Annotated in this window: 23 protein-coding genes; 8 read left to right on the top strand and 15 right to left on the bottom strand. The window is 60.6% G+C overall.

The genetic code is table 11. The annotated features are described in order from the left end of the window. Positions 1 to 7 precede the first annotated feature (7 nt). From astB to EDF73_RS22780, 4 genes are read right to left on the bottom strand one after another with little or no spacing between them, the layout of a single operon-like run. The gene (gene astB, locus EDF73_RS22795) at positions 8 to 1,348 is read right to left on the bottom strand and encodes an N-succinylarginine dihydrolase (protein ID WP_132731318.1); all 1,341 of its coding nucleotides are present in this window, start codon (positions 1,346 to 1,348) and stop codon (positions 8 to 10) included. Between the two features lie 22 nt (positions 1,349 to 1,370). After that, positions 1,371 to 2,837, bottom strand: coding sequence for a succinylglutamate-semialdehyde dehydrogenase (gene astD / locus EDF73_RS22790; protein ID WP_132731317.1), 1,467 nt, complete (start codon positions 2,835 to 2,837; stop codon positions 1,371 to 1,373). Then, positions 2,831 to 3,850: an arginine N-succinyltransferase gene (gene astA, locus EDF73_RS22785; RefSeq protein ID WP_165905781.1), complete on the bottom strand. Its 1,020-nt coding sequence runs from the start codon at positions 3,848 to 3,850 to the stop codon at positions 2,831 to 2,833. Before astA ends, astD begins: the two co-directional genes overlap by 7 nt. Positions 3,851 to 3,868: 18 nt before the next feature. Next, positions 3,869 to 5,074, bottom strand: a complete 1,206-nt coding sequence (locus EDF73_RS22780) for a bifunctional succinylornithine transaminase/acetylornithine transaminase (protein WP_132731315.1) — start codon at positions 5,072 to 5,074, stop codon at positions 3,869 to 3,871. A gap of 203 nt (positions 5,075 to 5,277) precedes the next feature. On the opposite strand from EDF73_RS22780, the gene EDF73_RS28020 reads away from it, so the two are divergent. The 7 genes from EDF73_RS28020 (at position 5,278) to EDF73_RS22750 (ending at position 12,342) form a co-directional block, all read left to right on the top strand. Then, positions 5,278 to 5,409, top strand: coding sequence for a hypothetical protein (locus EDF73_RS28020; RefSeq protein WP_347812718.1), 132 nt, complete (start codon positions 5,278 to 5,280; stop codon positions 5,407 to 5,409). Between the two features lie 193 nt (positions 5,410 to 5,602). Next, positions 5,603 to 6,877: a Glu/Leu/Phe/Val dehydrogenase gene (locus EDF73_RS22775; RefSeq protein ID WP_132731314.1), complete on the top strand. Its 1,275-nt coding sequence runs from the start codon at positions 5,603 to 5,605 to the stop codon at positions 6,875 to 6,877. A gap of 216 nt (positions 6,878 to 7,093) precedes the next feature. Next, a complete protein-coding gene (locus tag EDF73_RS22770; RefSeq protein ID WP_132731313.1) occupies positions 7,094 to 7,525 on the top strand; it encodes a MarR family transcriptional regulator in 432 nt (143 codons plus the stop codon). Continuing rightward, on the top strand, positions 7,525 to 9,177 hold the full coding sequence (locus EDF73_RS22765; protein WP_132731312.1) for an MFS transporter: 1,653 nt from the start codon (positions 7,525 to 7,527) through the stop codon (positions 9,175 to 9,177). Before EDF73_RS22770 ends, EDF73_RS22765 begins: the two co-directional genes overlap by 1 nt. Before the next feature lie 28 nt (positions 9,178 to 9,205). Beyond that, the gene (locus tag EDF73_RS22760; protein WP_132731311.1) at positions 9,206 to 10,288 is read left to right on the top strand and encodes an HlyD family secretion protein; all 1,083 of its coding nucleotides are present in this window, start codon (positions 9,206 to 9,208) and stop codon (positions 10,286 to 10,288) included. After that, positions 10,288 to 11,667 (top strand): efflux transporter outer membrane subunit, encoded by a 1,380-nt coding sequence (locus tag EDF73_RS22755; RefSeq protein WP_132731360.1) that lies wholly within the window; start codon positions 10,288 to 10,290, stop codon positions 11,665 to 11,667. Before EDF73_RS22760 ends, EDF73_RS22755 begins: the two co-directional genes overlap by 1 nt. Positions 11,668 to 11,682: 15 nt before the next feature. Then, complete coding sequence (locus EDF73_RS22750; RefSeq protein WP_132731310.1) at positions 11,683 to 12,342, top strand: O-methyltransferase; 660 nt, start codon at positions 11,683 to 11,685, stop codon at positions 12,340 to 12,342. Positions 12,343 to 12,740: 398 nt separating this feature from the next. Here the strand turns inward: EDF73_RS22750 and hrpA are convergent, their stop codons facing one another. Beyond that, positions 12,741 to 16,586: an ATP-dependent RNA helicase HrpA gene (hrpA, locus tag EDF73_RS22745; RefSeq protein WP_243655255.1), complete on the bottom strand. Its 3,846-nt coding sequence runs from the start codon at positions 16,584 to 16,586 to the stop codon at positions 12,741 to 12,743. A gap of 258 nt (positions 16,587 to 16,844) precedes the next feature. Here hrpA and azoR point away from each other — a divergent pair, with 258 nt between their 5' ends. After that, entirely contained in the window at positions 16,845 to 17,450 is a 606-nt protein-coding gene (gene azoR / locus EDF73_RS22740; RefSeq protein WP_004861333.1) for an FMN-dependent NADH-azoreductase, read from the top strand. Between the two features lie 61 nt (positions 17,451 to 17,511). On the opposite strand, the gene paaY is transcribed toward azoR, so the two are convergent. The 10 genes from paaY to paaD form a co-directional block, all read right to left on the bottom strand. Beyond that, complete coding sequence (gene paaY, locus EDF73_RS22735) at positions 17,512 to 18,108, bottom strand: phenylacetic acid degradation protein PaaY (RefSeq protein WP_132731308.1); 597 nt, start codon at positions 18,106 to 18,108, stop codon at positions 17,512 to 17,514. Next, positions 18,108 to 19,049: a phenylacetic acid degradation operon negative regulatory protein PaaX gene (gene paaX / locus EDF73_RS22730; RefSeq protein ID WP_165905778.1), complete on the bottom strand. Its 942-nt coding sequence runs from the start codon at positions 19,047 to 19,049 to the stop codon at positions 18,108 to 18,110. The genes paaY and paaX overlap by 1 nt, the downstream gene beginning before the upstream one ends. Positions 19,050 to 19,241: 192 nt before the next feature. Further along, positions 19,242 to 20,558, bottom strand: a complete 1,317-nt coding sequence (gene paaK / locus EDF73_RS22725; protein ID WP_132731306.1) for a phenylacetate--CoA ligase PaaK — start codon at positions 20,556 to 20,558, stop codon at positions 19,242 to 19,244. A gap of 26 nt (positions 20,559 to 20,584) precedes the next feature. Continuing rightward, positions 20,585 to 21,790, bottom strand: coding sequence for a 3-oxoadipyl-CoA thiolase (pcaF, locus tag EDF73_RS22720; RefSeq protein WP_132731305.1), 1,206 nt, complete (start codon positions 21,788 to 21,790; stop codon positions 20,585 to 20,587). Beyond that, positions 21,790 to 22,212, bottom strand: a complete 423-nt coding sequence (gene paaI / locus EDF73_RS22715) for a hydroxyphenylacetyl-CoA thioesterase PaaI (protein WP_132731304.1) — start codon at positions 22,210 to 22,212, stop codon at positions 21,790 to 21,792. Before paaI ends, pcaF begins: the two co-directional genes overlap by 1 nt. Next, complete coding sequence (paaH, locus tag EDF73_RS22710) at positions 22,202 to 23,644, bottom strand: 3-hydroxyacyl-CoA dehydrogenase PaaH (RefSeq protein WP_132731303.1); 1,443 nt, start codon at positions 23,642 to 23,644, stop codon at positions 22,202 to 22,204. Before paaH ends, paaI begins: the two co-directional genes overlap by 11 nt. Before the next feature lie 3 nt (positions 23,645 to 23,647). Further along, entirely contained in the window at positions 23,648 to 24,436 is a 789-nt protein-coding gene (gene paaG / locus EDF73_RS22705; RefSeq protein WP_132731302.1) for a 2-(1,2-epoxy-1,2-dihydrophenyl)acetyl-CoA isomerase PaaG, read from the bottom strand. Positions 24,437 to 24,438: 2 nt separating this feature from the next. Next, positions 24,439 to 25,206 (bottom strand): 2,3-dehydroadipyl-CoA hydratase PaaF, encoded by a 768-nt coding sequence (gene paaF, locus EDF73_RS22700; protein WP_132731301.1) that lies wholly within the window; start codon positions 25,204 to 25,206, stop codon positions 24,439 to 24,441. Then, positions 25,203 to 26,273 carry a 1,2-phenylacetyl-CoA epoxidase subunit PaaE gene (gene paaE / locus EDF73_RS22695; protein ID WP_132731300.1) on the bottom strand — a complete coding sequence of 357 codons (1,071 nt, stop codon included), beginning with the start codon at positions 26,271 to 26,273 and terminating at the stop codon, positions 25,203 to 25,205. Before paaE ends, paaF begins: the two co-directional genes overlap by 4 nt. Before the next feature lie 7 nt (positions 26,274 to 26,280). After that, positions 26,281 to 26,778, bottom strand: a complete 498-nt coding sequence (paaD, locus tag EDF73_RS22690) for a 1,2-phenylacetyl-CoA epoxidase subunit PaaD (RefSeq protein WP_132731299.1) — start codon at positions 26,776 to 26,778, stop codon at positions 26,281 to 26,283. Between the last annotated feature and the right edge of the window lie 8 nt (positions 26,779 to 26,786).

Here is a 26,786-nt window from a genome sequence, read left to right as displayed (position 1 = left end):
CGGTCCCTTAACGCTGGAAGTCATATACCGCCCCCAGACGTAAGATCTGCGTCAGCTCATCGAGGGCCTGATAGACCTCATTCAGCAGCTGTGGGTCGCCGAGATCGCGGGCATGCAGACGGTCGCGATAGTGTTTTTCCACCCAGCGGGTGAGCTGCTGATAGCGTTCGTCATTCATCAGGCTATGCGGGTTAATCGCCGCCAGCTCGGCATGATTCAGCACCACGCGCAGACGCAGGCACGCCGGTCCGCCGCCGTTGCGCATGCTCTCGCGTAGATCAAAGACCGCCACTTCGTTAATCGGCGAGGCGCTATCGCTCACCAGCGCGCTCAGATACTGCCAGACGTTACTGCGCTGGCGGCACTCTTCCGGCACCACGATCAGCATTTTGCCATCCGCTTTACTCAGCAGCTGGCTGTTGAACAAATAGGACGCCACGCTGTCATCGAGGCTGACCTGGTCCTGCGGCACTTCCACGCTGGTAAAAGGAATATCCAACTGCGCGGCTTTTTCGCGCAAGGTCGCCAGCACCGCCTGCTGATGTAAAAAGGCGTGCTGATGGTGAAACAGCACATGGCGATTGCTGACCGCAATGACGTCGTTATGGAACACGCCGTGGTCAATCGCCGTCGGATCCTGTTGCGCGAAAACGGTATATTCCGGGTTCAACCGGTGCAGACGCGCAATCGCCTGACTGGCTTCCAGCGTCTGGCGGGCCGGGTATTTCCCCGGCGCCACGCCGCCTGCGGCGCGTTTGCCGTAAACGAAAAGCTGTAATCCCTGACGATCGTAGTCGTAGCAAAAACGGTTGTGGTTCGCCGCCCCTTCATCGCCCAGATCGCCATGCTGCGGCAACGCATCGTGGTGAGCAAAATACGCGGCGTCGGCAAACGTGGCGCGCAGAATCGATGCGGTGGTCGGCGCCTCCTGTGAACGGTGTAGTTTGTTGTTCAGGTTGGCGACCGTAAAGTGCAGTTTGCCGTCGGCGCTGTCAGCGGACGGCGACACCGTTGCGGCGTTGGCGGTCCACATCGACGACGCGGAGCTAAACGCAGACAGCAGATGCGGCGCCTCGGCGGCCGCCCGCTGGATCACCTGCGCATCGCTGCCCTGAAAACCCAGACCGCGCAGCGCGCTGATATTCGGCCGCGGCTGCGGCGGCAAAATCCCCTGAATAAAGCCTTTATCGGCCAGGGTTTTCATTTTATACAGCCCCTGTAGCGCCGCTTTCTTCGGGTTGGATAGCCCGTCACGGTTGTTCTGCGAGGCTTCATTTCCGACCGACAGGCCGGCGTAATGGTGCGTCGGCCCGACCAGGCCATCAAAATTCGCTTCAAAACCAGACATAGTGTCCTCACATGATCCGTTATCAGAATGGCAGGCCAGGCGAGGTTGTCGCCGGCAGCGTCAGCGTTTCGCTGACCAGCGAGGCCATCGGCCACGCGCAGTAATCCGCGGCATACCACGCCGAAGCGCGATGGTTACCGGAGGCGCCCACGCCGCCAAAGGGCGCTTTACTGGAAGCGCCGGTCAGCGGTTTGTTCCAGTTGACGATCCCGGCCCGCGCCTCATCGGCAAAGCGCTCGAACAGCGCCGGGTCGGCGGAAATCAGCCCCGCGGCCAGCCCGTAACGGGTGTTATTGGCAATGCGGATCGCCTCATCAAAGGTGTCATAGCGGACAATGGTCAGCAGCGGCCCGAAGTACTCTTCGTCAGGAACCTCAATCCCGGTGACGTCAATAATGCCCGGGGTTAATACCGTTGAATCGGGATCCGGCTGCGTCAGGCGCAACAGCACCCTGCCGCCCAGCCCTTCCAGTTTTTCCTGCGCCGCCAGCATCCCCTGCGCCGCCTGCTGGGAAATAACGCCGCCCATAAACGGCTGGGGTTCGGCGTCCCATTTACCGACGCGGATCCTGGCGCTGGCGGCGACCAGCCGCTGCAGTAAGGCATCGCCCCCGGCGCCGCGCTTGACCACCAGCCGACGTGCGCAGGTGCAGCGCTGCCCGGCGGAGATAAAGGCCGACTGAATAATCACATTGAGCGCCGCATCGCTATCGGCAACGTCGGCGACGATCAGCGCGTTGTTGCCGCCCATCTCCAGCGCCAGCATTTTCTCCGGCTGTCCGCCAAGGTAGCGGTGGAAATGGAAACCGGCGGCGGCGCTGCCGGTAAACAGCACGCCATCGATATCGCGGTTTTCCAGCAGGGCCTGACCGGTCTCTTTACCGCCCTGAATCAGGTTAATCACTCCATCCGGGATCCCGGCCTGCTGCCACAGTTTAACCGTCAGCTCGGCGGTGGCCGGCGTCAGTTCGCTCGGCTTAAACACCACGGTATTGCCGGCAATCAGCGCCGGAATAATGTGCCCGTTCGGCAGGTGGCCCGGGAAGTTATAGGGGCCGAACACCGCCATGACGCCGTGCGGTTTATGGCGAAGCAGCGCCCTGCCATCCGGCATGGCCGTTTCGCGCTGCCCGGTACGCTCGTGATAGGCTTCGATGGAGATCCCCGCTTTGCCTATCATCGCCTGAACTTCGGTGCGGGTTTCCCACAGCGGCTTGCTGGTTTCACGGGAGATCAGCGTTGCCAGCGTCTCTTTCCCGGCCTCCAGCAGCGCAGCAAAGCGCTGCACGCAGGCGATACGCTCGGAAACCGGGAGATGAGACCACGAATAAAAAGCGGCACGGGCCGCGGCGCAGGCCGCCTGAACCTCCGCCGCGCCGGCGCTGGACGCCTGCCACAATACCGACCGATCTTCCGGCGCCAGTTTCGTCAACTGAGGCCCTGAGCCCGGTAGCCATTGTCCCGCGATGAACTGCGCATTGATTACCATGATGTCCTTGCCTCCGGATTGAGTGTCACCGCATGAACCCGATCGGTTTCATTCACCTGTAGGGCGTCCAGCGTTAGTTGATTGAGTTCGTTTTGCTCTTCCGGCGCGATCAGCGCCGCACGGAAATGCGCAAACTGGTTATTGGCGACGATCAGCGGCGACGACCGCTGCGCCATCAGCTGTATAGCCGGAATAAACCGGCTTTCGCGAATCGCCCTGATGGCGTCGGTTTCCGCCTCCAGCACCGGACCGGCATCGAAAATGTCGACCGAACCGCGCCAGCTGAAGCCCTCTTTTTCAAGGATCGCGCGGGCCGGGGAGGTATTCGCATGCACCTCGCCAATGACTTCGCGGGCGTTTTTCGGCAGCAGCGATACGTAAATCGGGTATGCTGGCATCAGCTCGGCAATAAAGGTCTTCATTCCGCTCCCGGTCAGACGGTCGGCGTCGGCAAACGGGATGTCGAAGAAGTGGTGGCCCAGCGCATCCCAGAAGGGGGAGTTGCCCTGCTCATCGCTGCGCCCGCGCAGTTCGGCGAAAAGATGCGGCGAAAACATCTCTCTGAAGGCGGCGATAAATAAGAACCGCGCTTTTGACAGCAGCAGGCCATTGCGATTTTTCTGGTACTCCGGGTCGAGGAACAGCGTACACAGTTCGCTGTGTCCGGTATGATCATAGCTGAGATTCAGCAGTTCCTGATTTTTATAGACCCCCAGCTCTTTCGAGGCGCGCACGGTACGCTGCAGGCGGAAATTATAAAAAGGCTCATCCAGGCCCACGGCGACCTCAATGGCGCTGACGCCCACCACCCGCGCCAGGCGAGTATCTTCAAGAACAAACAGAAAGCCCTGCTGCCCGCGCGGCAGCTTCCCGGCAAAGGTCTCCACGCTACGCTGGATCCGCGCCGCCAGCCGCGCGGGATCGTTAGGTAACGAGGTCATGCCCACCCCCGCCCGCGATGCGAGGCGGATAATATCATCGAGGTCATTTTCCCGAACGGGACGAAATAGCATCATAAACCGTCTCCCGGATCAGCTGGTCAGGCGGGCGACGGCGCGCTCAAGGCGTACGAAAGCTTCCTCAATATCCGCCAGCGGAATATTGAGCGCCGGCGCAAAACGCAGCACGTCAGGCCCGGCAATCAGCGCAATCAGCCCCTCTTCCGCCGCCAGGTTAGTCAGCATTTTCGCCTTGCCGCGCAGGTGGCTTGCCAGCTCCGCGCCTATCAGTAACCCCATCCCGCGCACCGCGCTGAAGAGATCGTATCTGGCGTTAAGCGCGTTGAGCTTAGCGACGATCAGGTCGTGACGCTGGCTGACGCCGGCCAGCAGGTCGCTATCCAGCTGCGCCAGAACGGCGTTGGCCACCGTTGCCGCCAGCGGGTTGCCGCCGAACGTGGTGCCGTGGGTGCCCGGCTGGAAGACCTGCGCCCACGCCTCTTTCGTCAGCATGGCGCCAATCGGGAAACCGCCGCCGAGACCTTTGGCGCTGGTGAGAATGTCCGGAATGACGTTGTAGTGCTGGTAGGCATACAGCGTGCCGGTACGCCCGGCGCCGGTCTGGACTTCGTCAAAAATCAACGTGGCATCGTGCTGGTCGCAAAGGTCACGCAGCGCCTGCAGGAAGGCCGGATCGGCCGGCATCACGCCGCCTTCGCCAATAATCGGCTCAACGATGACCGCACAGGTTCGCGCCGAAATGGCGGCCTTCAGCGCGGCAATATCGTTATACGGCAGATGGGTAATATCCTGCGGCAGCGGCGCGTAGTCAGCGGAGTATTTCGGCTGACCGCCGACCGTCACGGTAAATAGCGTGCGGCCGTGGAACGAATGGTGAAAGGCGATAATTTCGCTTTTTTCCGCACCAGACTTATCGTGGGCATATTTCCGCGCCAGCTTCAGCGCCGCTTCGTTAGCTTCGGCGCCGGAGTTGCAGAAGAACACCTTATCGGCAAAGGTCGATTCCACCAGGGTTTTAGCCAGCAGCAAAACCGGTTCATTGGTGTAGCCGTTGCCGATGTGCCACAGGTTATCAAGCTGTGACTTCAGCGCCGCGGCCAGCGCCGGGTGGGCATGGCCAAGCGAATTAACGGCAATGCCGCCCGCGAGATCGATATATTCTTTACCCTGTTGATCCCAGACCTTCGAGCCCGCCGCTTTCACCGGAATAAAGGGCGCCGGGGCAAAACAGGGCACCATGTAAGTATTAAAATCTTCACGAGTCATACTGCCTGACATAACAATTCTCCGGAACGATTGCTGGCAATAATTCATTTTGCCAGCCATGGATTGGCGAAATTAACCTTCCCCCCTGCTCTGTATTACGGACGAACGAGCCCGTTGCGATGACAATAAATTCACCACACTAAAACAAAGCCTTTTTCTGTTCGGGGTTATTTGTTAATTCACAGTTAATACCTTGTGTATTGCGTGCTTTCAATCTGGGCCCTGTTGTACAACAAAGTCAATACGCCAGGCCTCATTTTATTCACTTTTTGATGATCATCAAGATAATGATAAATATAGAAAATTTATTTTTATATTCACTTAACTGCATAAAATATGCATATTAATGCGCGTTATGACGAGATTTTTCGTGCTTAGTTATGCACTCGAAAAAGCAAATTTCTAACAAAAATGTAAAATTCGCAATGGCCGTCAAATACCGGTTTATAAAATTGGTGATAACATTCATTGCACAGAGTTTACTGCTGTAGCCATTCCACGGTTTCACACGACATAAATAACATTGAGAACAGGACTCTTATGGAAAAGTTATCTTACGCATCTGAAAGTAGTACATCTCCATGGACAACCTACCTGCGCCAGATCGACCGCGTCGCGCCTTATCTGGGCGATCTCGCCTACTGGGTGGAAACTCTTCGCCACCCGAAACGCGCGCTGATCGTTGACATTCCGGTGCAGATGGATGATGGCACCATCCGCCACTTCGAAGGCTATCGCGTACAGCACAATCTTTCGCGTGGACCGGGTAAAGGTGGTGTTCGCTACCATCCAGATGTTGACCTGAACGAAGTGATGGCACTTTCTGCCTGGATGACCATCAAGTGTGCCGCAGTCAATATTCCTTATGGCGGCGCAAAGGGCGGCGTTCGCGTCGACCCGTTTAGCCTCTCCGAAGGCGAACTGGAACGTCTGACCCGCCGCTACACCAGCGAGATCGGTCTGATTATCGGGCCGCAGAAAGATATTCCGGCGCCGGACGTCGGCACCAACGGTAAAGTGATGGCCTGGATGATGGATACCTACTCCATGAACCACGGCACCACCGTCACCGGCGTTGTCACCGGTAAGCCGATTCACCTCGGCGGTTCTCTGGGACGTGAGAAAGCGACCGGCCGCGGCGTCTTTATTACCGGCCGTGAAGTTGCCGGCCGTTTCGGCATTGAAATTGAAGGCGCGAAAGTGGCGCTGCAAGGTTTCGGTAACGTGGGCAGCGAAGCGGCGCGCCTGTTTGCCGAAGTCGGCGCCCGTATCGTGGTCATCCAGGACCATACCGCCACCCTGTACAATGAAGGCGGTATCGATATGGCGGCCCTGACCGCCTGGCAGACCGAGAAGAAGCAGATCGCCGGCTTCCCGGGCGCCCGTGAAATTGACAAAGACGCCTTCTGGACCACCCAGATGGACATCCTGATCCCGGCGGCGCTGGAAGGCCAGATCACCCGCGAACGCGCGGAAAAATTGACCTGCAAGCTGGTGCTGGAAGGGGCAAACGGCCCGACCTATCCGGAAGCGGATGATGTGCTGGCCGAGCGCGGCGTGATCGTGGTGCCGGACGTTATCTGTAACGCCGGCGGCGTCACCGTCAGCTACTTCGAATGGGTCCAGGACATGGCGAGCTTCTTCTGGAGCGAAGAAGAGATCAACGCCAAAATGGACCGTATCATGACCGATGCGATCATCCACGTCTGCGAGAAAGCCTCTGATAAAGCGTGCTCCCTGCGTACCGCCGCCTATATCGTGGCCTGTGAACGCATCCTGATGGCGCGGAAAGACCGCGGGATCTATCCAGGCTAATCCGGCGCTAGCGTCGTAACGGTCACCCGGGCCAGGCGTCAACGCCGCCCGGGTTTTCTTTTGTCGACTCGCGCGACGCCGTACGCCGCCGCCTGATCTCTTCTCCTGCGCGCTTCCTCTCCCACCGTTGAGTTAACAACTTTTTAGCATCCGCTCTTGAATTCCCCATTCTGCCAGGCATAAAATCATTAGAGTTCTAATGATTTAAAGACGATTATGGATAACCGACAGCTCACCTTTTCCCATCTGTTACACCTCACCGCCCACCACTGGCGGCTGGCGGTCAATCGCCGGCTGAAGGACCTCGGCATGAGCCAGGCCAGTTGGGTCGCCGTTTCGGCGATTGCCCGCAATGAACATCCGCTCTCGCAAAGCGAACTGGCCCAGGAAGTGGGCGTGGAGAGCGCCACCATCGTCCCGCTGGTCAACCGTCTGGTGGAACTGCAGCTGGTGGAGCGCGTGATGACCGATAGCGATAAGCGCAAGCGCCTGCTGGTGGCGACGGAGAAAGGGCTTGCACTCTACCGCCAGGTTAAAGCGGTCGCCGACGATCTGCGTGAAGAGATCCTCAGCGCGATCACCCCAGAGGAACGGGCACAAACGCAACGGGTGCTGGAAAAGCTGCTGCGCGAGGTGGAGAAAAAGTAATGCCTCGCCATAAAAGCAACCCCTACGTGCCCCACGACTGGGCGCCGCATGAAAAACCCGCGATTCTTGGTTCGCCGTCTACCCCGCTGCACAGTACGCCTAAGCGCATCGCCTATGGCATCGTCGGTCTGCTGGTCTGCCTGACCGGCGCGCTCGGCAATGCGGTGGTGACCGCCAACCTGCAAAACCTGCAGGGGACGTTTGCCGCCTGGTCGACGGAGATCGCCTGGCTGCCCGCCGTCTACGTGATGACCAACGTATCGATCAACCTGCTGCTGGTTAAATTCCGCCAGCAGTTTGGCCTGCGCGCCTTTACCGAGGGCTTTCTGGTCCTCTACGTGCTGGTGACGTTTTTCCACCTTTTCGTCAACGATCTCAGCTCGGCGCTGATGGTTCGCGCCGCGCACGGTATGGTGGCGGCGGCGCTCAGTTCGCTGGGGATTTATTATCAGGTTCAGGCCTGGCCCGCCCGCCATCGCCTGAAGGCGCTGACTATCGGCATCACCGGTTCGTCGCTGGCGATCCCCCTCGCCCGGCTTTTCTCGACCGAACTGCTGCAAATCGACGAGTGGCGCGGGCTGTACTTTTTCGAACTGGGGCTGGCGCTGGTCTCCCTCGCCTGCGTCATGGTGCTGAAACTGCCGCCCAGCGATCGCAAAAAAGTGTTCGAGAAAAAGGATTTTATCACCTTCTTTCTGCTGGCTCCCGGCATGGCGCTGGTCTGCGCCGTTCTTTCGCTGGGGCGCCTCGACTGGTGGTTTGCAGCGCCGTGGATCGGCTGGTCGCTGGCGGGCGCGGTGGTGCTGATTGTGTCGGCCATCGTCTTTGAACACAACCGCAGCAACCCGTTGCTCAATACCCACTGGCTCTCCAGCGGCAGTATTCTGCGCCTTGGCCTGATTATGCTGCTGATGCGTATCGTGCTGGCGGAGCAGAACACCGGGGCCATCGGCTGGCTGCAGTACGTCGGCCTGCAAAACGAGCAGATGACCCACCTGGCGTGGTCGATATTTGCCGGTATCGTCTGCGGAATTGTCGCCAGCTGCCTGACGCTAAACCCGCAGCGCCTGTACTGGCCAACCGCCACCGCGCTGGCGGCGATCATGATAGCCTCGTTGCTCGACAGCCAGTCCACTGCCCTGACCCGCCCGGAACAGCTGATGTTCAGCCAGTTTCTGCTAGGCTTTGGCAGCGCCTTCTTCCTCGCCCCGGCGATGCTGGCAGGGATCGGCGGGGTGATTGCCGACCAGCGCAACCTGGTCAGTTTTTCGGTGCTGTTTGGCATGAGCCAGAACGTCGGCGGCCTGCTGGGTTCAGCGATTCTCGGCACCTTTCAGACCTGGCGCGAAAAGTTTCACTCCAGCCAGCTCGCCGACCAGATAACCACCCTGAATCCGCTGATTACCGAGCGCTTACAGCAATACACCCAGATGTACCAAAGCCAGATCGGCGACAGCGCCTTGCTTAGCGTTCAGGCCAGTACCCTTTTGCAGAATGCCTCAACGCTACAGGCGAATATTCTTGCCTACAATGACACTTATCTCCTGACCGCAGCGATTTCCGCCGGGACCTTGATATGGGTGTTCTGGCGTTTAATAAGACTGCGAATTACCGCCCGCATCGCGCTGAAAAATGCGACGGGCAGCAAATAACAATTACAATTTTTACTCTGGAGTCGTTATGAGTCAGCAGGATGCGGCCAGGCAACAGGCCAATACCCGAAATAATATCCGCGTGGTATCCATTTTTAGCGCCGCCGCCATCGGCCTTCTCGGCGTACTGGTCATTTTGTACGCCTGGCAGCTGCCGCCGTTTACCCGGCACAGCCAGTTCACCGATAACGCCTATGTGCGCGGGCAGACCACGTTTATCAGCCCTCAGGTCAGCGGGTATGTGACCGCCGTCAACGTGCAGGATTTTGATAACGTCAAACCGGGACAGGTGCTGTTCCAGATTGATGACCGGATCTATAAACAGCGCGTTCATCAGGCGCAGGCTACGCTTGCGATGAAAGAAGCGGCGTTGAAGAACAACCTTCAGCAGCGTAAAAGCGCCGAGGCGGTGATTATCCGCAACGAGGCCGCGCTGCAAAACGCCCGCGCGCAGAACCAGAAGACCCAGGCGGATTTAAAACGGGTCCAGGAGTTAACCGCCGACGGTTCACTGTCGATTCGCGAACGCGACTCCGCACGCGCCAGCGCGGCGCAAGGCACCGCCGATATCGCGCAGGCAAAAGCAACGCTGGACATGTCGCGCCAGGATCTGCAGTCGACGATCGTCAACCGCGATGCGCTGGAGGCGGACGTCGCCAGCGCCAAAGCCGCGCTGGAGCTGGCGGAGATCGATCTACAAAATACCCGGATTGTCGCCCCCACGACCGGTCAACTGGGGCAGATCTCGGTGCGTCTCGGCGCCTACGTCAGCGCCGGTACCCATTTAACCTCGCTGGTGCCGCCGCAGCATTGGGTCATCGCCAATATGAAAGAAACCCAGCTGGCGGAGATCCGTCTCGGCCAGGCCGTGACCTTTACCGTCGATGCGCTGAACGGCGAAAAGTTCAGCGGCACCGTGCAGAGTATCTCCCCGGCGACCGGCGTCGAATTTAGCGCTATCTCACCGGATAACGCCACCGGCAACTTTGTCAAAATCGCCCAGCGCATTCCGGTGCGCATCGCCGTCGATGACGGGCAGAAAAACAGCCAGCGCCTGAGTCCGGGGATGTCAGTACAGGTGACCATCGACACCCGCGAGGGGGAAAAATGATGATTCGCCCGCTCACCCTCGCCCTGGCTCTCGCGCTGATCGGCTGTCAGTCGGCGGACGTTCAGCGTGCGCAACCGTCACTGCAAATTCCTGCCGCCTGGCGCGCCGGTATCGGGCCAGCCAGCCCGGCGGAGAGCGTATGGTGGCGTAATTTTCACGACAGCACCCTCAATCAGTACGTTGACCAGGCGCTGCGTTATAACAGCGATGTGCTGATCGCCCGCGAACGGGTGAATGAATACCAGGCCCGGGCCTACGCCGCCGACAGTAGCCTGTTCCCCTCGCTGGATGCCGGGTTGACCGGGACCCGCGCCCGCAGCCAATCCGCCGTAACCGGTCTGCCCGTTCACAGTACGGTCTATAAAGGCGCGCTAACCGCCAGCTATGATGTGGATCTCTGGGGGGCGAACCGCAGCGCCGCCAGCGCCGCGCAGGCCAGCCTTGCGGCGCAAAAGGCCGCCGCCGCCGCCGCTGATCTCACCGTCGCCACCTCGGTGGCCGCCGGTTATCTGACCCTGCTCTCGCTGGATGAGCAGCTGCGGGTCACTCAGCAGACGCTGAAATCCCGCGAAGATGCCTACAATATGGCTAAACGCCAGTTTGAGACCGGCTATACCTCGCGCCTTGAGCTGATGCAGTCCGACTCCGAGCTGCGTGCGACCCGTTCGCAGATCCCGCTCTTACAGCACCAGATCGCCGAGCAGGAAAACGCCCTGAGCATCCTGCTCGGCAGCAACCCGGGGACGGTGAAGCGGCAAGCTTTCGCCCGGCTGACGCCGCTGGGGTTGCCTTCACAGCTGCCTTCCACGCTGCTCAACCGCCGTCCGGATATCGCCCAGGCCCAGCGGCAGCTGATCGCCGCCGATGCCACTCTCGCCTCATCGCAGGCGCAGCTGCTGCCGTCGATCAATTTGACCGCCACCGGCAGCCTGCAGGACCGCACGCTGCCGGATCTGCTCGATAACCCGCTGCGGCTGTGGAGTCTCGGCGGCAGTATTCTCGCGCCGCTGCTCAACCGCCAGGCGCTGAACGCCCAGGTGGATGTGGCAATGGCGCAGCGCAACCAGGCGCTGTACGGTTATGAGAAAACGGTGCGCGGCGCGTTTAAAGAGGTCAATGACAGTCTTGATGCCATCACCCGCTATGGCGAGCAGCTAGATGAACTGCTGAGTCAACAGGCGGTGGCGCAGGAAACCCTGCGCATTGCGCAGAATCGCTACCGCAACGGTTACTCCTCTTATCTTGACGTACTGGACGCCCAACGAACCCTCTACGCGACGCAGATTAGCGTTGTCCAGGTGAAGAACAATCTGCTGCTGGCGCAGGTGGATTTATACCGGTCGCTGGGAGGCGGCTGGTCTGATTCATCAGGGATGTAATACAGGAAATTTTGCATGCAACAACAATGGTCTGCTGTAGATAGTTATCTTGTTGAATCGCTGATCCCGTCCGACCCGCTCTTGCAGCAGGTGCTGGAGAATAACCAGCGCGCCGGCCTTCCGGCCTATGACGTTGCCGCCAACCAGGGCCAGTTTCTGGCGCTGCTGGTGCGCATCACCCGCGCCCGGCGGGTGCTGGAGATCGGCACGCTCGGCGGCTATAGCACCATCTGGATGGCGCGCGAGCTGCCGCCGGACGGCGAGCTGCTGACCCTGGAAGCCGACCCGCACCATGCGCAGATCGCGCGGCAGAATCTTCAGCTGGCGGGCGTGGGCGATCGGGTCACGCTGCGCGAAGGTCCGGCGCTGGCAACCCTTGAGAGCCTCGGCGATCGCCCCGCGTTTGATCTGATTTTTATCGATGCCGATAAGCCCAACAACCCGCACTATCTGCAGTGGGCGCTGCGCTACTCCCGCCCGGGAACGCTGATTATCGGCGATAACGTGGTGCGGGATGGGGAAGTGACCAATCCGCACAGCGCCGATGAGCGAGTCCAGGGCGTGCGGCGGTTTATTGAGATGATGGGCAGCGATCCGCGCCTGACGGTGACGGCGCTGCAGACGGTGGGCAGCAAGGGCTGGGATGGATTTACGCTGGCGTGGGTCAACGGGTAGCTTTTGTGCGGGTCGGGCCTGGCTGATGGATCGCCGTGATTGCCACGGGTTGGCAGCGCGGGGGTTAAGGCGCATCAAGAAAACTGGCGGGAACGCAGGCGCGCATCCAGGACTGGCGGCCAGAGAGACAGGTCGAGACAGGGACGTCGAGTCCTGCCCGGTCCGCCAGATGAAGCCGGAGTGGAGCGTACCGCGCAGCGGCAGTTTTCAGCGCCATGCCGGGGGCCACGGGGGGCGAGCGAAACGCCCCCCGAGCCGTTCACCCGCAGCGGGTTTGAGAATAGCGCCAGATTTACCGTGAACGGAATATTCCACGAAACTGGACGGAATATCCATGCCACGAGCAGCCAACGCGCTTATTCGCCCAAACCACCCTAAAACGACCATCAGCCCGCCGATCAGGCGACGATCTGCTCCATCGCCTGCACGATGCGCTTATCGGACACCGGATGCGGCGTCCCCAGCTGCTGGGCGAAGTAGCTGACGCGCAGCTCCTCGATCATCCAGCGGATCTCCTGCACATCGTCATCGCCGCGACGCCCCGGCGGCAGCTTATTCAGCCACTGCTGCCAGGCCTGCTGCACGCTCTCCACTTTCAACATCTGCGCCCGATCGCGGTGCGGATCAATCGCCATCTTTTCCAGCCGCTTTTCGATCGCCTGCAGATAACGCAGGGTATCGCCGAGACGGCGGAAGCCGTTGCCGGTCACGAAGCCGCGATAGACCAGGCCGCTCATCTGCGCTTTGACATCCGACAGCCCCAGCGCCATGGTCATATCCACGCGCCCTTTCAGCCGTTTATTGATATTGAACACCGCGGTGAGGATCTGTTCGACCTGTTTGGCAATCTCCACCACCGTATCGTTGAGTTCGGCGCGCACCTTGTCGTGCAGCTGCGTAAAGCCCTCTGCGCTCCACACCGGGCCGCCCGCTTCATCAATCAGCTTATCCACGCCGCAGGAGATGCAGTCATCGATCAGATCCAGCACCTTGCCATACGGGTTAAAATAGAGCCCCAGCTTGGCCTTGTTCGGCAGCTTCTCGTGCAGATACTTGATCGGCGACGGGATGTTCAGCAGCAGTAAACGGCGTAAGCCCTGCCACATCGCCTGCTGCTGTTCGAGCTGATTATCGAACAGCCTGATCGCGACACTGTCACGTTCGTCCACCAGCGCCGGCCAGGCCTTCACTTTGTAGTTCCCGCGTTTCTGCTCGTAGCTTTGCGGAAGCTGACCAAAACTCCAGATATGCAGACCGCTCTGCTCAATACCATCATCGGCCACCGCAGAGAGCGTCTCCTGCACTTTGCCTTTCAGCGTATCTTTTAACTCCTGTAACGAGCGTCCTTCCGCCAGCTTCTTGTTCTTATCATCCACTACCCGGAAGGTGATTTTCAGATGATCGGGCACCTGATCCCACTGCCAGGCTTCGCGGTCGATGGTCACTCCGCTCATCCGGCGCAGCTCACGCTCCAGCGAATCCAGCAGCGGCAGCTCCAGCGGCGCGGCGCGGCCTAAAAACGCCTCGGCGTAGTTCGGCGCCGGCACGAAATTACGCCGTACCGGTTTTGGCAGCGACTTAATCAACGCAATAATCAGTTCACGACGCAGACCGGGGATTTGCCATTCAAACCCGGCCTCTTCAACCTGATTAAGCAGCGGCAGCGGGATATGTACCGTCACTCCGTCGGCGTCGGCGCCCGGTTCAAACTGATAGGTCAGCCGCAGCTTCAGGTTGCCCTGATGCCAGAAGTTCGGATAGTCCAGCTTGCTGACCTGCTCCGCCCCCTCTTTGATCAGCATGCTCTTTTCAAAGTTGAGCAGATCCGGCGTGTCGCGGCTGGCCAGTTTCCACCATTTATCAAAGTGACGCGCGGAAATAACGTCATGGCTGATGCGCTGGTCGTAGAACTCGAACAGGGTATCGTCGTCCACCAGAATGTCGCGGCGGCGCGATTTATGTTCCAGCTCTTCAATTTCGGCGCGCAGCCTGAGGTTGTCGCGGAAGAAGACGTGACGCGTCTGCCAGTCGCCCTCCACCAGCGCGTGGCGGATAAACAGCTCGCGGCACAGCGCCGGGTCAATCTGGCTGTAGTTCACTTTACGGGCGGCGACGATCGGCAGGCCGTAGAGCGTCACTTTCTCGGTGGCCATCACCGCCCCCTGCGCCCGTTCCCAGTGCGGTTCGCTCCAGGAACGCTTTATCAGATGCTGGGCGACCGGCTCGACCCATTCCGGATCGATGCGGGCGGCAATGCGCCCCCACAGACGGCTGGTTTCGACCAGTTCAGCCACCATCGTCCACTTCGGCGGCTTTTTGAATAAACCGGAACCCGGGAAGATCGAGAAGCGCGCATTGCGCGCCCCGGTAAACTCCTGCTTATCGTTATCCTTCATCCCGATATGCGACAGCAGACCGGTCAGCAGCGCGGTGTGGATTTCGCGATATTCCGCCGGCTGGCTGTTAATCGGCAGTCCCAGCTCTTTCACCACCTGGCGCAGCTGGGTATAGATATCCTGCCATTCGCGCACCCGCAGATAGTTGAGGAAATCGGTACGGCACTGGCGACGGAACTGGTTCGAGGAGAGCGCTTTTTGCTGCTCCCCGAGGTAGTTCCACAAATTAACAAACGCGAGGAAGTCGGATTCTTTATCGTGGAAGCGGCGGTGTTTCTCATCCGACGCCTGCTGCTTGTCCATCGGGCGTTCGCGCGGATCCTGAATCGACAGCGCCGAGGTGATGATCATCGCCTCACGCACGCAGCCGTGTTTTTGCGCTTCCAGCACCATCCGCGCCAGGCGCGGGTCAACCGGCAGCTGGCTGAGCTGACGGCCCATCGGCGTCAGCTTGTAGGCGGTCTGCTGCGCGTCGGTGGTAATCGCCCCCAGCTCCTCGAGCAGACGCACGCCGTCCTGGATATTGCGCTTATCCGGCGCTTCGACGAACGGAAAAGCGGCGATATCCCCCAGTCCGAGGGCGGTCATCTGCAGAATCACCGACGCCAGGTTGGTACGCAGAATTTCCGGATCGGTAAATTGCGGGCGCGACAGGAAATCATCTTCCGAATAGAGACGAATACAGATCCCTTCGGAAACACGCCCGCAGCGCCCTTTACGCTGGTTGGCGGAAGCCTGGGACACCGGCTCGATCGGCAGGCGCTGTACCTTGGTACGGTAGCTGTAACGGCTGATGCGCGCGGTCCCGGGGTCAATCACGTACTTAATGCCCGGAACGGTCAACGAGGTTTCGGCAACGTTGGTCGCCAGCACGATACGCCGCCCGCTGTGGGACTGGAAAACGCGGTTCTGTTCGCTGTTCGACAGCCGCGCATACAGCGGCAGGATTTCGGTATGACGCAGATTGAGCTTATTCAGCGCATCGGCGGTATCGCGAATTTCACGCTCGCCGCTCATAAAGATCAGGATATCGCCCGGGCTTTCACGGCCCAGCTCATCCACCGCGTCGAAAATCGCCTGCAGCTGATCGCGTTCGGTATCATCGGCCTCTTCGACAATCGGCCGGTAGCGGACCTCCACCGGATAGGTGCGGCCCGACACTTCGATAATCGGCGCATGGTTAAAGTGGCGCGAGAAACGTTGCGGGTCGATCGTCGCCGAGGTGATAATCACTTTCAAATCCGGGCGCTTAGGCAGCAGTTCGCGCAGATAGCCGAGCAGGAAATCGATATTCAGGCTGCGTTCGTGCGCTTCATCGATAATGATGGTGTCGTACTGCATCAGCAGCCGGTCCTGCTGGATTTCCGCCAGCAGAATACCGTCGGTCATCAGCTTGACCATCGTGTTGTCGCTAACGTGGTCGCTAAAACGGACTTTATAGCCGATGCAGCCGCCCGGCTCGCTTTGCAGCTCTTCGGCGATACGGTTAGCCACGGTGCGCGCCGCCAGACGACGCGGCTGGGTATGGCCGATCAGCCCTTTTACCCCGCGCCCCAGCTCCATGCAGATTTTCGGCAGCTGGGTGGTTTTACCGGAGCCGGTCTCCCCCGCCACGATCACCACCTGATGGTCGCGAACCGCCTGCAAAATCTCATCTTTTTTCTGGCTGACCGGCAGATTTTCCGGGTAGGTAATCATCGGGCGCGAGGCTTCGCGCAGCAGGACTCTCCCTGCGGCTTGTTCGATCTCTTGCGCCATCTCCTGAAGAATGGCCTGCTGGGCTTCAGGATTTTTAACCTTCTTCGCGCCGTGCAGGCGCCGGGAAAAGCGCGATCGGTCGCGCAGCATCAGGCCGTCAAGCTGTTGGAATAGCTGAGAGAAGGTGAACATTTGTTGTTCTGTCATAGCGTTATCGGGCAGCGCACTGCCGGGAAAAATCTCTTTTGAAGTATTGCTGTATATTACCACATCTGTGAATTCTATGCCTTGTTCAAAAAAACTGAACACAGAGTTCGATTTATTGCGCTTTCTCTGTGGCATGATTGTGAATACAGTGTCAACAAGCACCAGGGCATCGACCCGTCAATCTCATATAAGGAAACACCCATGAGCAAAGTATTAGTACTGAAATCCAGTATTCTGGCAGGGTACTCACAATCCGGTCAGCTGTCCGACTATTTTGTTGAACAATGGCGTGAACAGCACGCGGAAGACGTTATCACCGTGCGTGACCTGGCAGCAAACCCGATTCCGGTACTGGATGGTGAACTGGTTGGCGCGCTGCGTCCGAGCGATGCCCCGCTGACTCCGCGTCAGCAGGAAGCGCTGGCGCTGTCCGACGAGCTGATCGCCGAACTGCAGGCCAATGACGTGATTGTTATTGCCGCGCCGATGTACAACTTCAACATCCCGACCCAGCTGAAAAACTACTTCGACCTGGTGGCTCGCGCCGGCGTAACCTTCCGTTACACCGAGAAAGGACCGGAAGGTCTGGTCACCGGTAAACGCGCGGTGGTCCTGACCAGCCGCGGCGGTATCCATAAAGATACCCCCACTGACCTGGTCACCCCGTACCTGTCGACCTTCCTCGGCTTCATCGGTATCACCGACGTCAACTTTGTCTTCGCGGAAGGCATTGCTTACGGTCCGGAAGTGGCGGCAAAAGCGCAGTCCGACGCAAAAGCGGCCATCGACAGCGTGGTTGCGGCCTGATCGCCAACGGGCCGATAGCCGGCTGGCGCTACGCTTAGCCGGCGACGCTCGTGACAGAACGTTACACCTGCGATTTCGGTCGCAGGTGCTCATCAAACTCCAGACGTTTTCTCTGCGCTTCCACCTCTTTCAGCGGCTCCACCTGATGCAGCGTCTGCCTGCAGCGCTCAACCAGCACCTGATATTCCCGCGTCCCCTGCTTTTTCCACGCCATCTCCTGCTCGCTCAACGTGCGGATAGCTTTTGCCGGGCTGCCGACAATCAAATGGTTCGCCGGCATCTCCGCTTTCGCTTTCACGAATGCCGATGCCCCCACGATGCTGTTCTCCCCGATGGTTGCACCGTCGATAATTACCGCGCTCATGCCAACCAGCGCATTGCGGCCGATCACGCAGCCGTGAAGGATGGCGCCGTGGCCGATATGCCCGTCCTCTTCCACCACCGTATCCTGACCGGGGAAGCCGTGCATCACGCAGTTATCCTGAATGTTAGCCCCGTCTTTCACCACAATACGGCCAAAATCGCCGCGCAGGCTGGCGTTCGGACCGACATACACCCCTTTACCGAGGATCACATCGCCGATCAGCACCGCCGTCGGGTGCACATAGCTTTCATCCGGTACCACCGGGGTCATTCCATCAATCTGATAAATCGGCATTACGCCTCCTTATACGATGCGCCTGGCAAACCGCCAAAACGCTGAAAATAGAGCGGCCCCGGCGCGGGCAGTTCCCCCACCGAGCTTTCCCCTTTTTCGCTGACGAACGCCAGCGCGCCGGGCGCGACCCGCTGGTAAATATTGATACACAGCTGGCGGGCGGTCTGTCCGGCCCAGTGCGCCGGCAATAGCTCCTCCGGCAGCAGCGGATCTTTCAGCACCACGCGACGATAGAAATGGATCAGCAGCAGCTGAATCTGGAAGCAGCGTTGTGGAGTGAACTCTTCGGCATCCGCCTCGCGCAGCAGCGGCAGCAGCGGGCGGAACAGCGCAATGAAGGTTTCATACATCGCGTTCTGCTCCGTTAAATGCCAGCACTCTTCAACCCGCGCGCGCAGCGCCGCCTGGGAAAGCGCCAGCGGCGAATGGGCCTCAAAGCAGATGACGTTCTCCGCCACCCCCGCCTCATGCAGCAGCGACTGGACGTCGGCCATTTTTTGCGACGGCGATGCCAGCAGGCTGGGAGCCAATGCGCCAAAGCCTTGCCACAGCAGCTGTTTTTTGACCTCCGCCAGCAGGTTTTTCTCCAGCCCTTCCGACAACAGCAGCAGCCAGGTCCCGTCCCATTCCGGCGCGCTGGCGCGGTAGATTTTATGCTCCGCGCGGCGGGTCAGCCGCAGCCCTTTGTCGCTCAACCGATAGAAGCTGCGGCGGCCAATACGCACCACATCCAGCCACTCCTCTTTGTTGAGACGAAACAGCGCCGTACGGACAAAGCGTTCGCCAAACCCCAGACCTTCGAGCAGGGCGGCCACGCTGCCCAGCCACACTTCCCCTCCGCGCTGCAGGAGTGAATCCCCGTACAGCGAGGCGATCAGCGACGTGCCGCTGATCGGCATCGCTTCTACCGCCTGGTGAATAAAAGTATCGAGTTTACTCATCTGATTCATTCCGTTGTTATTGTTGTCCTTTCTGAATCATAGCACAGGAAAATCCGCGCCAGCGCGAGCTTCGCGGGGCGCGGTCCGTCGGCGGGTAATGTGCGAAGAAGCGGCTTAACCATAGCCACGACCTTGCGCCTCGGCGGGCAGCCCGGCTTGCGGCGTATTCGCCGCAAGCCGGGAGGAACAACGTCAGCCGTTGGCCGCGACCTTGCGCAGGTCAGATACGCGGCAGGCCTTGCCTTCCGAGCGCGGAATACTGCCGCAGTTGACGATACTGATATCGGTCGAGATCCCCACCATCGACTTAATCCGGTGGCGCAGCTGATGGCAGATCTGGCAACGCTGTTCATGGCTCAGCGACAGACTGCTCTCTTTCAGCTCGACCCGCACCGAAAGTGAATCAAGATGACCGCGGCGATTGACCTCCAGCTGATAGTGCGGCGCCAGATGCTCCACCTTAAGGATCTCTTCTTCCAACTGCGACGGGAAGACGTTGACTCCGCGAATAATCAGCATGTCATCGCTGCGCCCGCTGATACGGTCCATCCGACGCATGGTGCGGGCGGTGCCCGGGAGCAGGCGGGTCAGATCGCGGGTACGGTAACGAATCACCGGCAGCGCCTCTTTCGTCAGCGTGGTGAACAGCAGCTCGCCGTGTTCGCCATCTGCCAGCGGCGTGCCGTCGTTCAGGTTAACCACCTCCGGGTAGAAATGGTCTTCCCAGATGGTCGGACCGTCGGCGGTTTCCAGACACTCCATCGCCACGCCCGGCCCCATCACTTCCGACAGGCCGTAGATATCCAGCGCGGAGATCCCCAGCCGACGCTCAATCTCGGCGCGCATCGCCAGCGTCCACGGTTCGGCGCCGAAGACGCCAACCCGCAGCGAACAGCCGCTGGCGTCGCCGCCCATCTGCCGCTCCAGCTCTTCAATCAGGTTCAGGCAGTAAGACGGGGTCACCATGATCATATCCGGCTGAAAATCACGGATCAGCTGCGCCTGTTTTTCCGTCTGTCCGCCGGACATCGGGATCACCGTCGCCCCGAGGCGTTCCGCGCCGTAGTGCGCGCCCAGCCCGCCGGTAAACAGGCCATAGCCATAGGCGACGTGGATCTTATCTTTTGCCGTACCGCCGGCCGCGCGCAGCGAACGGGCAACAATATTGGCCCAGGTGTCGATATCATTTTGCGTATAACCCACCACCGTCGGTTTACCGGTGGTGCCGGACGAGGCGTGGATACGCACGATCTGTTCCATCGGTACCGCAAAAGTATCAAACGGATAGTTGTCCCGCAGATCCTGTTTGGTGGTGCACGGGAATTTGCTCAGATCGCTCAGCTCACGAAAATCGTCCGGGTGGACACCCGCGGCATCAAATTTGCGACGGTACATCGGCACATTGTCGTAGGCGTGGTGCAGCGTCCATTGCAGGCGCCGGGTTTGCAGAGCATGTAATTCGTCACGAGAAGCAGTTTCAATCGGATCTAATTTTGTATTAGTTATCATTTTAGGGTACTCGCAGGTAAATTAGCTCACACTCGCTCGAGGATCATGGCAATGCCCTGACCCACGCCAATGCACATCGTACACAGCGCATAGCGCCCGTTACGCCGTTGCAATTCCAGACTGGCGCTGAGCGCCAGTCTCGCGCCGCTCATCCCCAGCGGATGGCCTAACGCGATGGCGCCGCCGTTGGGGTTAACATGTGGCGCATCGTCCGCCAGACCCAGCTGCCGGAGGACGCCCAGCGCCTGAGCGGCGAAGGCCTCGTTTAGTTCAATGACGTCCATATCGTTAATGTTCAGCCCCGCGCGTTCCAGCACTTTGCGCACGGCGGGCACCGGCCCCAGCCCCATCAGCCGTGGTTCGACGCCCGCTGTCGCCATCGCGACAATTCTTGCCCGCGGCGTCAGTCCCTGCGCCTGCGCCTGCTGCGCGCTGGCGATAATCAACGCGGCGGCGCCATCGTTCACTCCGGAGGCGTTGCCGGCGGTGACCACGCCGCCTTTACGGAAAGGCGTTTTTAACTGCGCCAGCTGTTCAAGGGTGGTCTCCGCCCGCGGATGCTCGTCGTCGCGCACGGCGCTGACAGCCCCCTTCTTACCGACGATCGCTACCGGTACGATTTCCTGCGCCAGGATCCCCTCGCGTTGGGCTTTCGCCGTCCGCTGCTGGCTGCGCAAGGCAAAAGCATCCTGATCGGCCCGACTGATATTTAACAATTCAGCTACATTCTCCGCCGTTTCCGGCATGCTGTCAGTGCCAAATTGCTGCTGCATGAGCGGGTTCACAAAACGCCAGCCAATGGTGGTATCAAACAGCTCTGCCTGGCGCTGGAACGGCGCGCTGGCTTTCCCCATCACAAACGGCGCGCGCGACATCGACTCCACGCCGCCGGCGATCATCAGGTCGGCATCCCCGGCTTTGATGGCGCGAGCGGCAAAGCCGATGGCGTCAAGACCGGAACCGCATAGCCGGTTGAGAGTGGTGCCGGGAACCGTCGGCGGATACCCCGCCAGCAGCGTCGCCATATGGGCGACGTTACGGTTATCTTCCCCCGCCTGGTTGGCGCAGCCGAAAATCACGTCATCAATCGCTGATGGATCCAGGCGTGGGTTACGGCTAAGCAGTTCGCGTAGCGGAATGGCGGCTAAATCATCGGCACGGACGCTGGCCAGCGCCCCGCCGTAGCGGCCAATCGGCGTACGAATCCCATCACAGATAAAGGCATCGCGCATCACACTTCTCCCGTTATTGTGCCGCCGATGCGGTGCGATTTACCGCGAAACAGGGCCACAGTTTTTTGTTGTTGGTTCACGATTTCAATGTCGTAGACGCCGGTCAGCCTGCCCTGCTGCTTAACCCGTGCCGTGGCGACCAACCGGTCGCCGGCGAAGGCCGGGCGCAGAAAGTCGATGCTGGCGGCCGAGGCCACCGCCGCCAGCCCCTGGCTGTTACAGGCGTAGGCAAAGGCGGTATCGGCGAGGGAAAACAGCTGTCCGCCGTGGCAGGTCTGATGGCCGTTGAGCATGGCCGGCGAGACGGTCATACTCATCTGCGCGTAGCCCTCATCCATCGCCATAATCTCGATCCCAAGGGTTCTCGCACAGGTATCGTTTTCGTACATCACGCGCGCGTTGCGCCAGGCATCATTGCTCATTTAGCCTCTCCACCAGCGCCCTCTGGCGCAGCAAGGAACAGGGCCGATAGCGCTCTTCGCCATAGTGCTGCTGCAGGTTCTCCAGCAGGCGCAGGACGCGGCCCCAGCCTAAGGTCTGTCCCCATGCCAGCGGGCCATGCGGATAGTTAACGCCCAGACACATCGCGGTATCGATATCCTCGGCGCTGGCCACCCCTTTCTGCAGCGCATCCAGCGCTTCATTGATCAGCATGGCGACCGTGCGCCAGACCAACAGCCCAGGGTAGTCGGCAATGAGCAGCACTTTCCGGCCCTGTTGCTGGAAGTAGCGCACCGCTTTATCGGTCGCCGACGGCGGATTGGTGGCCGCACTCGCCAGCACGACGGTGTCGCCAGCGCAATAGTCATACACCACCACCGGCGCGCCATACCGCGCGCTCAGCGCCTGGGCCGTTTCGCCTTCGGTTTCCACCACCCGCACGTCGTCCAGGGCGATCGGCGGCCTTCCGGTGACACTGTCACTAATGCGACGCACGGTTTTCGCCGCCAGCGCCTCGGGAACGGCAGCCAGCGCCGGTTCTGCCGTGGCTTCAGCGGGCCAGCGGTAGACGCCCTGGCCGCTTTTTTTGCCCAGCCGCCCGGCCAGCGCCAGCTCCTGCTGGAGCAGCGACGGCAGAAAACGACGGTCCTGCCAGAAGGCGTTAAACACCGAACAGGTCACCGCGAAGTTGACGTCCTGACCGATCAGATCGGTCAGCGCCAGCGGCCCCATCGGGAAGCCGCCGCCCTCGCGCAGCGCGGCATCGATGATCTGCGGCGGGGCGACCTGTTCTTCCAGCGCGCGCCACGCTTCGGCGTAGAACGGACGCGCCACGCGGTTGACGATAAAGCCCGGCGTGGAGCGGCAGCGCACCGGCCGTTTGCCCCATGCGCTCACGCACTGGCACAGCTGTTCAACCACTTCCGGCGAGGTTGCCAGACCGCTGACCACCTCGACCAGCTTCATCACCGGCGCGGGGTTAAAGAAGTGCAGCCCGGCAACGCGCTCCGGGTGTTTAACGTCAGCGGCGATGGCGGTAATCGAAAGCGACGAGGTATTGCTGGTCAGCAGCGTCGAGGGGGAACAGATCGCTGCCAGCTGACCGAAAAGCGCTTTTTTCACCTCGGGACGTTCGGAGGCCGCCTCGATCACCAGCCAGGCATCGGCCAGCGCCGCCAGCCCGGTGACCGGAACAATGCGCGCCAGTAACGCCTCCGCCTGCTCCGCCGCCAGCTTGCCGCGCACCACCCGCGAGGCCAGCCGCTGCCCAATGCCGTCAACGGCGCGGGTTAGCGCATCGGCGGCGATATCGTAGATCAGGACCGGATGTCCGGCGGCAGCGGCCACTTCGGCGATACCTGCGCCCATCGTGCCGCAGCCGATCACGGCGACGGTTGGTAATGTTTTGCTCATGGCTTATTTCCCGCTGAACTGAGGGGGACGTTTAGCGAGAAAGGCGCTGACGCCTTCCCGATAGTCATCGCTGCGTCCGGCCAGGCGCTGGTAATCCCGCTCCAGATCCAGCTGGGCATCCAGGGTATTGGTCCCGGAGGCCAGCAGCGCTTTTTTGATCAGCCCCAGGCCGAAGGTGGGCTGGGAAGCCAGATGGCGAGCCAGCTGACGGCTGGTATCCGCCAGCTCGGCGTCCTCCACCAGCTGCCAGATCATCCCCCACTGCGCGGCCTGCTCGGCGCTGAGTTTTTCCCCCAGCAGCGCCAGGCCCATCGCCCGGGCGCGTCCGGCCACTCGCGGCAGGAACCAGCTGCCGCCGCAGTCGGGCACCAGCCCGAGCTTACTGAAGGCCATAACAAAATTCGCCGAACGCGCCGCGAGGACGATATCGCAACCCAGCGCCAGCGTGGCGCCGGCACCGGCCGCCACGCCATTCACCGCCGCAATGACCGGCTTGGGCAGCGCCGCCAGTCGGCGGACCAGCGGGTTATAAAAACGCTCCACCGAGAGGCCCAAATCCGGCGCCGGGCCGCTGGGATCAACATTGCGGTCATTCAGATCCTGGCCGGCGCAAAAACCACGACCGGCACCGGTAATCAGCAGGCAGCGCACGCTATCGTCGCGTTCGGCCTGGGTCAGGCACTCTGCCAGCTGCTGATGCATAAGATCGTTAAAGCTATTCAGACGATCCGGACGGTTGAGGGTAATTGTCATCACCCCCTGTTCGACTTCACTGAGAATAAATGCGTCCACGATTAGCGTCCTTTAAATTCCGGGGTTCGTTTTTGTAAGAAGGCATTGATGCCTTCACGGCGATCTTCCGTGGCGCTCAGCAGCGTAAACAGCTGCCGCTCCTGCTGAAGTCCCGCCTGCAGGCTCACTTCCTGCGCCTGGCGCAGCGCCTGTTTCGCCGCGCGTAGCGCCAGCGGCGAGTGACGGGCGATAGCGGCCGCCAGCTTCAGGGCATATTCGTCGGTCAAAAGCGCCGGGGTGATGTCACTCACCAGACCGGCCTGTTGCGCCCGCTGCGCATCAATACTTTCACCGCTCAGCACCATCCGGCTGGCCAGCGCTTTGCCGACGCTGCGGATCAGACGCTGGGTACCGCCGGCGCCGGGCATAATCCCGAGGGTGATTTCCGGCAGGCCGAAGCGCGCGTTATCGCCCGCCACCACCAGATCGCACAGCAGCGCCAGTTCGCAGCCCGCGCCGAGGGCATAGCCGTTGACCGCGGCAATCAGCGGCTTCGGGAAGGCATCAATTCGCGCCCACAGACGGGGGCGGATATCGTCCATCGTGGCGGGAAGGTCCTTTTCCGCCATTTCGTTCAGGTCGGCGCCGGCGGCAAAGAAGCGGCTAGTGCCGCCGATCACGCAGGCACGGATATCCGGGTCAGACGCCGCCGCGTCCAGCGCGTCGGCAATCTGCGTCAGCAGCGCGTTATTCAAGGCATTACGCGCCTGTGGACGATTCAGGGTCAGCAGCAGGACCCGCTGGTGACGGGCTATCAGCAGTTCGCTCATGCCATCCCCCTCGCGTCGAAATCGACCACCACGTCGCCGCTGGTCGGCAGCGCCTGGCAGCTCAGGACATAGCCTGCCGCCAGTTCATCGGCTTCAAGGCTATAGTTGGCGGCCATCGCCACCTCGCCGCGCAGCACCTTACATTTACAGGTGGCGCAGACCCCGCCTTTACAGGCGAAGGGCAGGTCCGCCCCCTGACGTAGCGCCGCATCCAGAATGCTGTCATCTTCCGCGGTGAGGGCAATCTGCCGATCGCGGCCGTCCTGACGGAGGGTGACGGTGCGGCCTTCCGCCTGCACGCCGGTGGCGCGTTTGACGCCGCTCCCCGGGGTATTAAAGCGTTCAAGGTGGATACTGTTTTCCGCCATCCCCAGCCCCCGCAGCGCGATTTCCGCTGCTTCCATCATCACCGCCGGGCCGCAGATAAAGGCCTCGTCGAAGCGGCTGAAGTCCAGCAGTCGACCGGAGAGCGCATGGAGCTTCTCGCCGTCGATCCGCCCCTGCAGCAGGTCGCTGTCCATCGACTCCTGGCTGAACAGATGGATCACCTGCAAGCGCTGTGGATAGCGATCTTTTAAATCCGCCAGCGCCTGGCGGAACATCATGCTGGCGCTACTGCGGTTGCCGTAAATCAGGGTGAAGCGGCTGTGCGGTTCGATGGCCAGCGTGGCGCTCATAATCGCCATCATCGGCGTAATCCCGGAGCCGGCGGCAATCGCCAGATAGTCCGCCTGGCGCCCGGCCCGCGGCTGGTAGCCGAAATGCCCCTGCGGCACCATCACCTCCAGCGCCATCCCCTGGCGGATATCGCTCTGCGCATAGCGTGAGAAACGCCCGCCGTCGATGGCTTTTACCGCCACGCTGATCTCCCCCGGCCCGCGGCTATGACAGATGGAATAGCAGCGTCTCAGCTCTTCCCCGCCTAGCTGGGCTTTCAGGGTCAAATGTTGACCGGGGCGGAAGGCGTAGTCGGCCTGCAGCGCTTCGGGAATCGCAAAGGTTATGGTCACCGCATCGCGGGTTTCCGGCTCCACTTTCGCGACGGTAAGCGAATGAAACGTCGTCATGGCAACCTCAAATACATTTAAAGTAATCAAAGGGTTCACGGCAGCTATCGCAGCGGTAGAGCGCTTTGCAGGCCGTGGAACCGAATTCGCTAATCAGCGTGGTATGGACGCTGCCGCAACGTGGGCAGGCCACCTCTCCCGGCATTTCAGCATGGCAGGCGTGTCCCTGCGGCGGGCTGATACCGTACTGGCGCAGGCGCTCGCGGGCGTCCTGATTCATCCAGTCGGTGGTCCACGGCGGGTCCAGCTGCAGGACGATATGCACCGGCGTATAGCCATGGCGGGTCATTGCCGCGCGGATTTCCGCCAGCAGGTGCTCGGTCGCCGGGCAACCTGAGTAGGTCGGCGTGAAGCCAATGAGCCAACCTTCGCCGTGCGGCGCCACGCTGCGTACCATCCCGAGATCGGTGATGGTCAGGACCGGTACTTCCGGGTCGGGGATTTCACTTAACACCGCCCAGATAGCGTGAATTTCCGCGGGCGCGATAGCGGCGAGACGTTGCATAGCCACCT

It is taken from the genome of Klebsiella sp. BIGb0138, assembly GCF_004342285.1.
In the GTDB taxonomy this organism is placed as follows: domain Bacteria; phylum Pseudomonadota; class Gammaproteobacteria; order Enterobacterales; family Enterobacteriaceae; genus Klebsiella.
The sequence above is the reverse complement of the archived record's forward strand: the minus strand, read 5'-3'. Positions and strand labels throughout refer to the sequence as shown.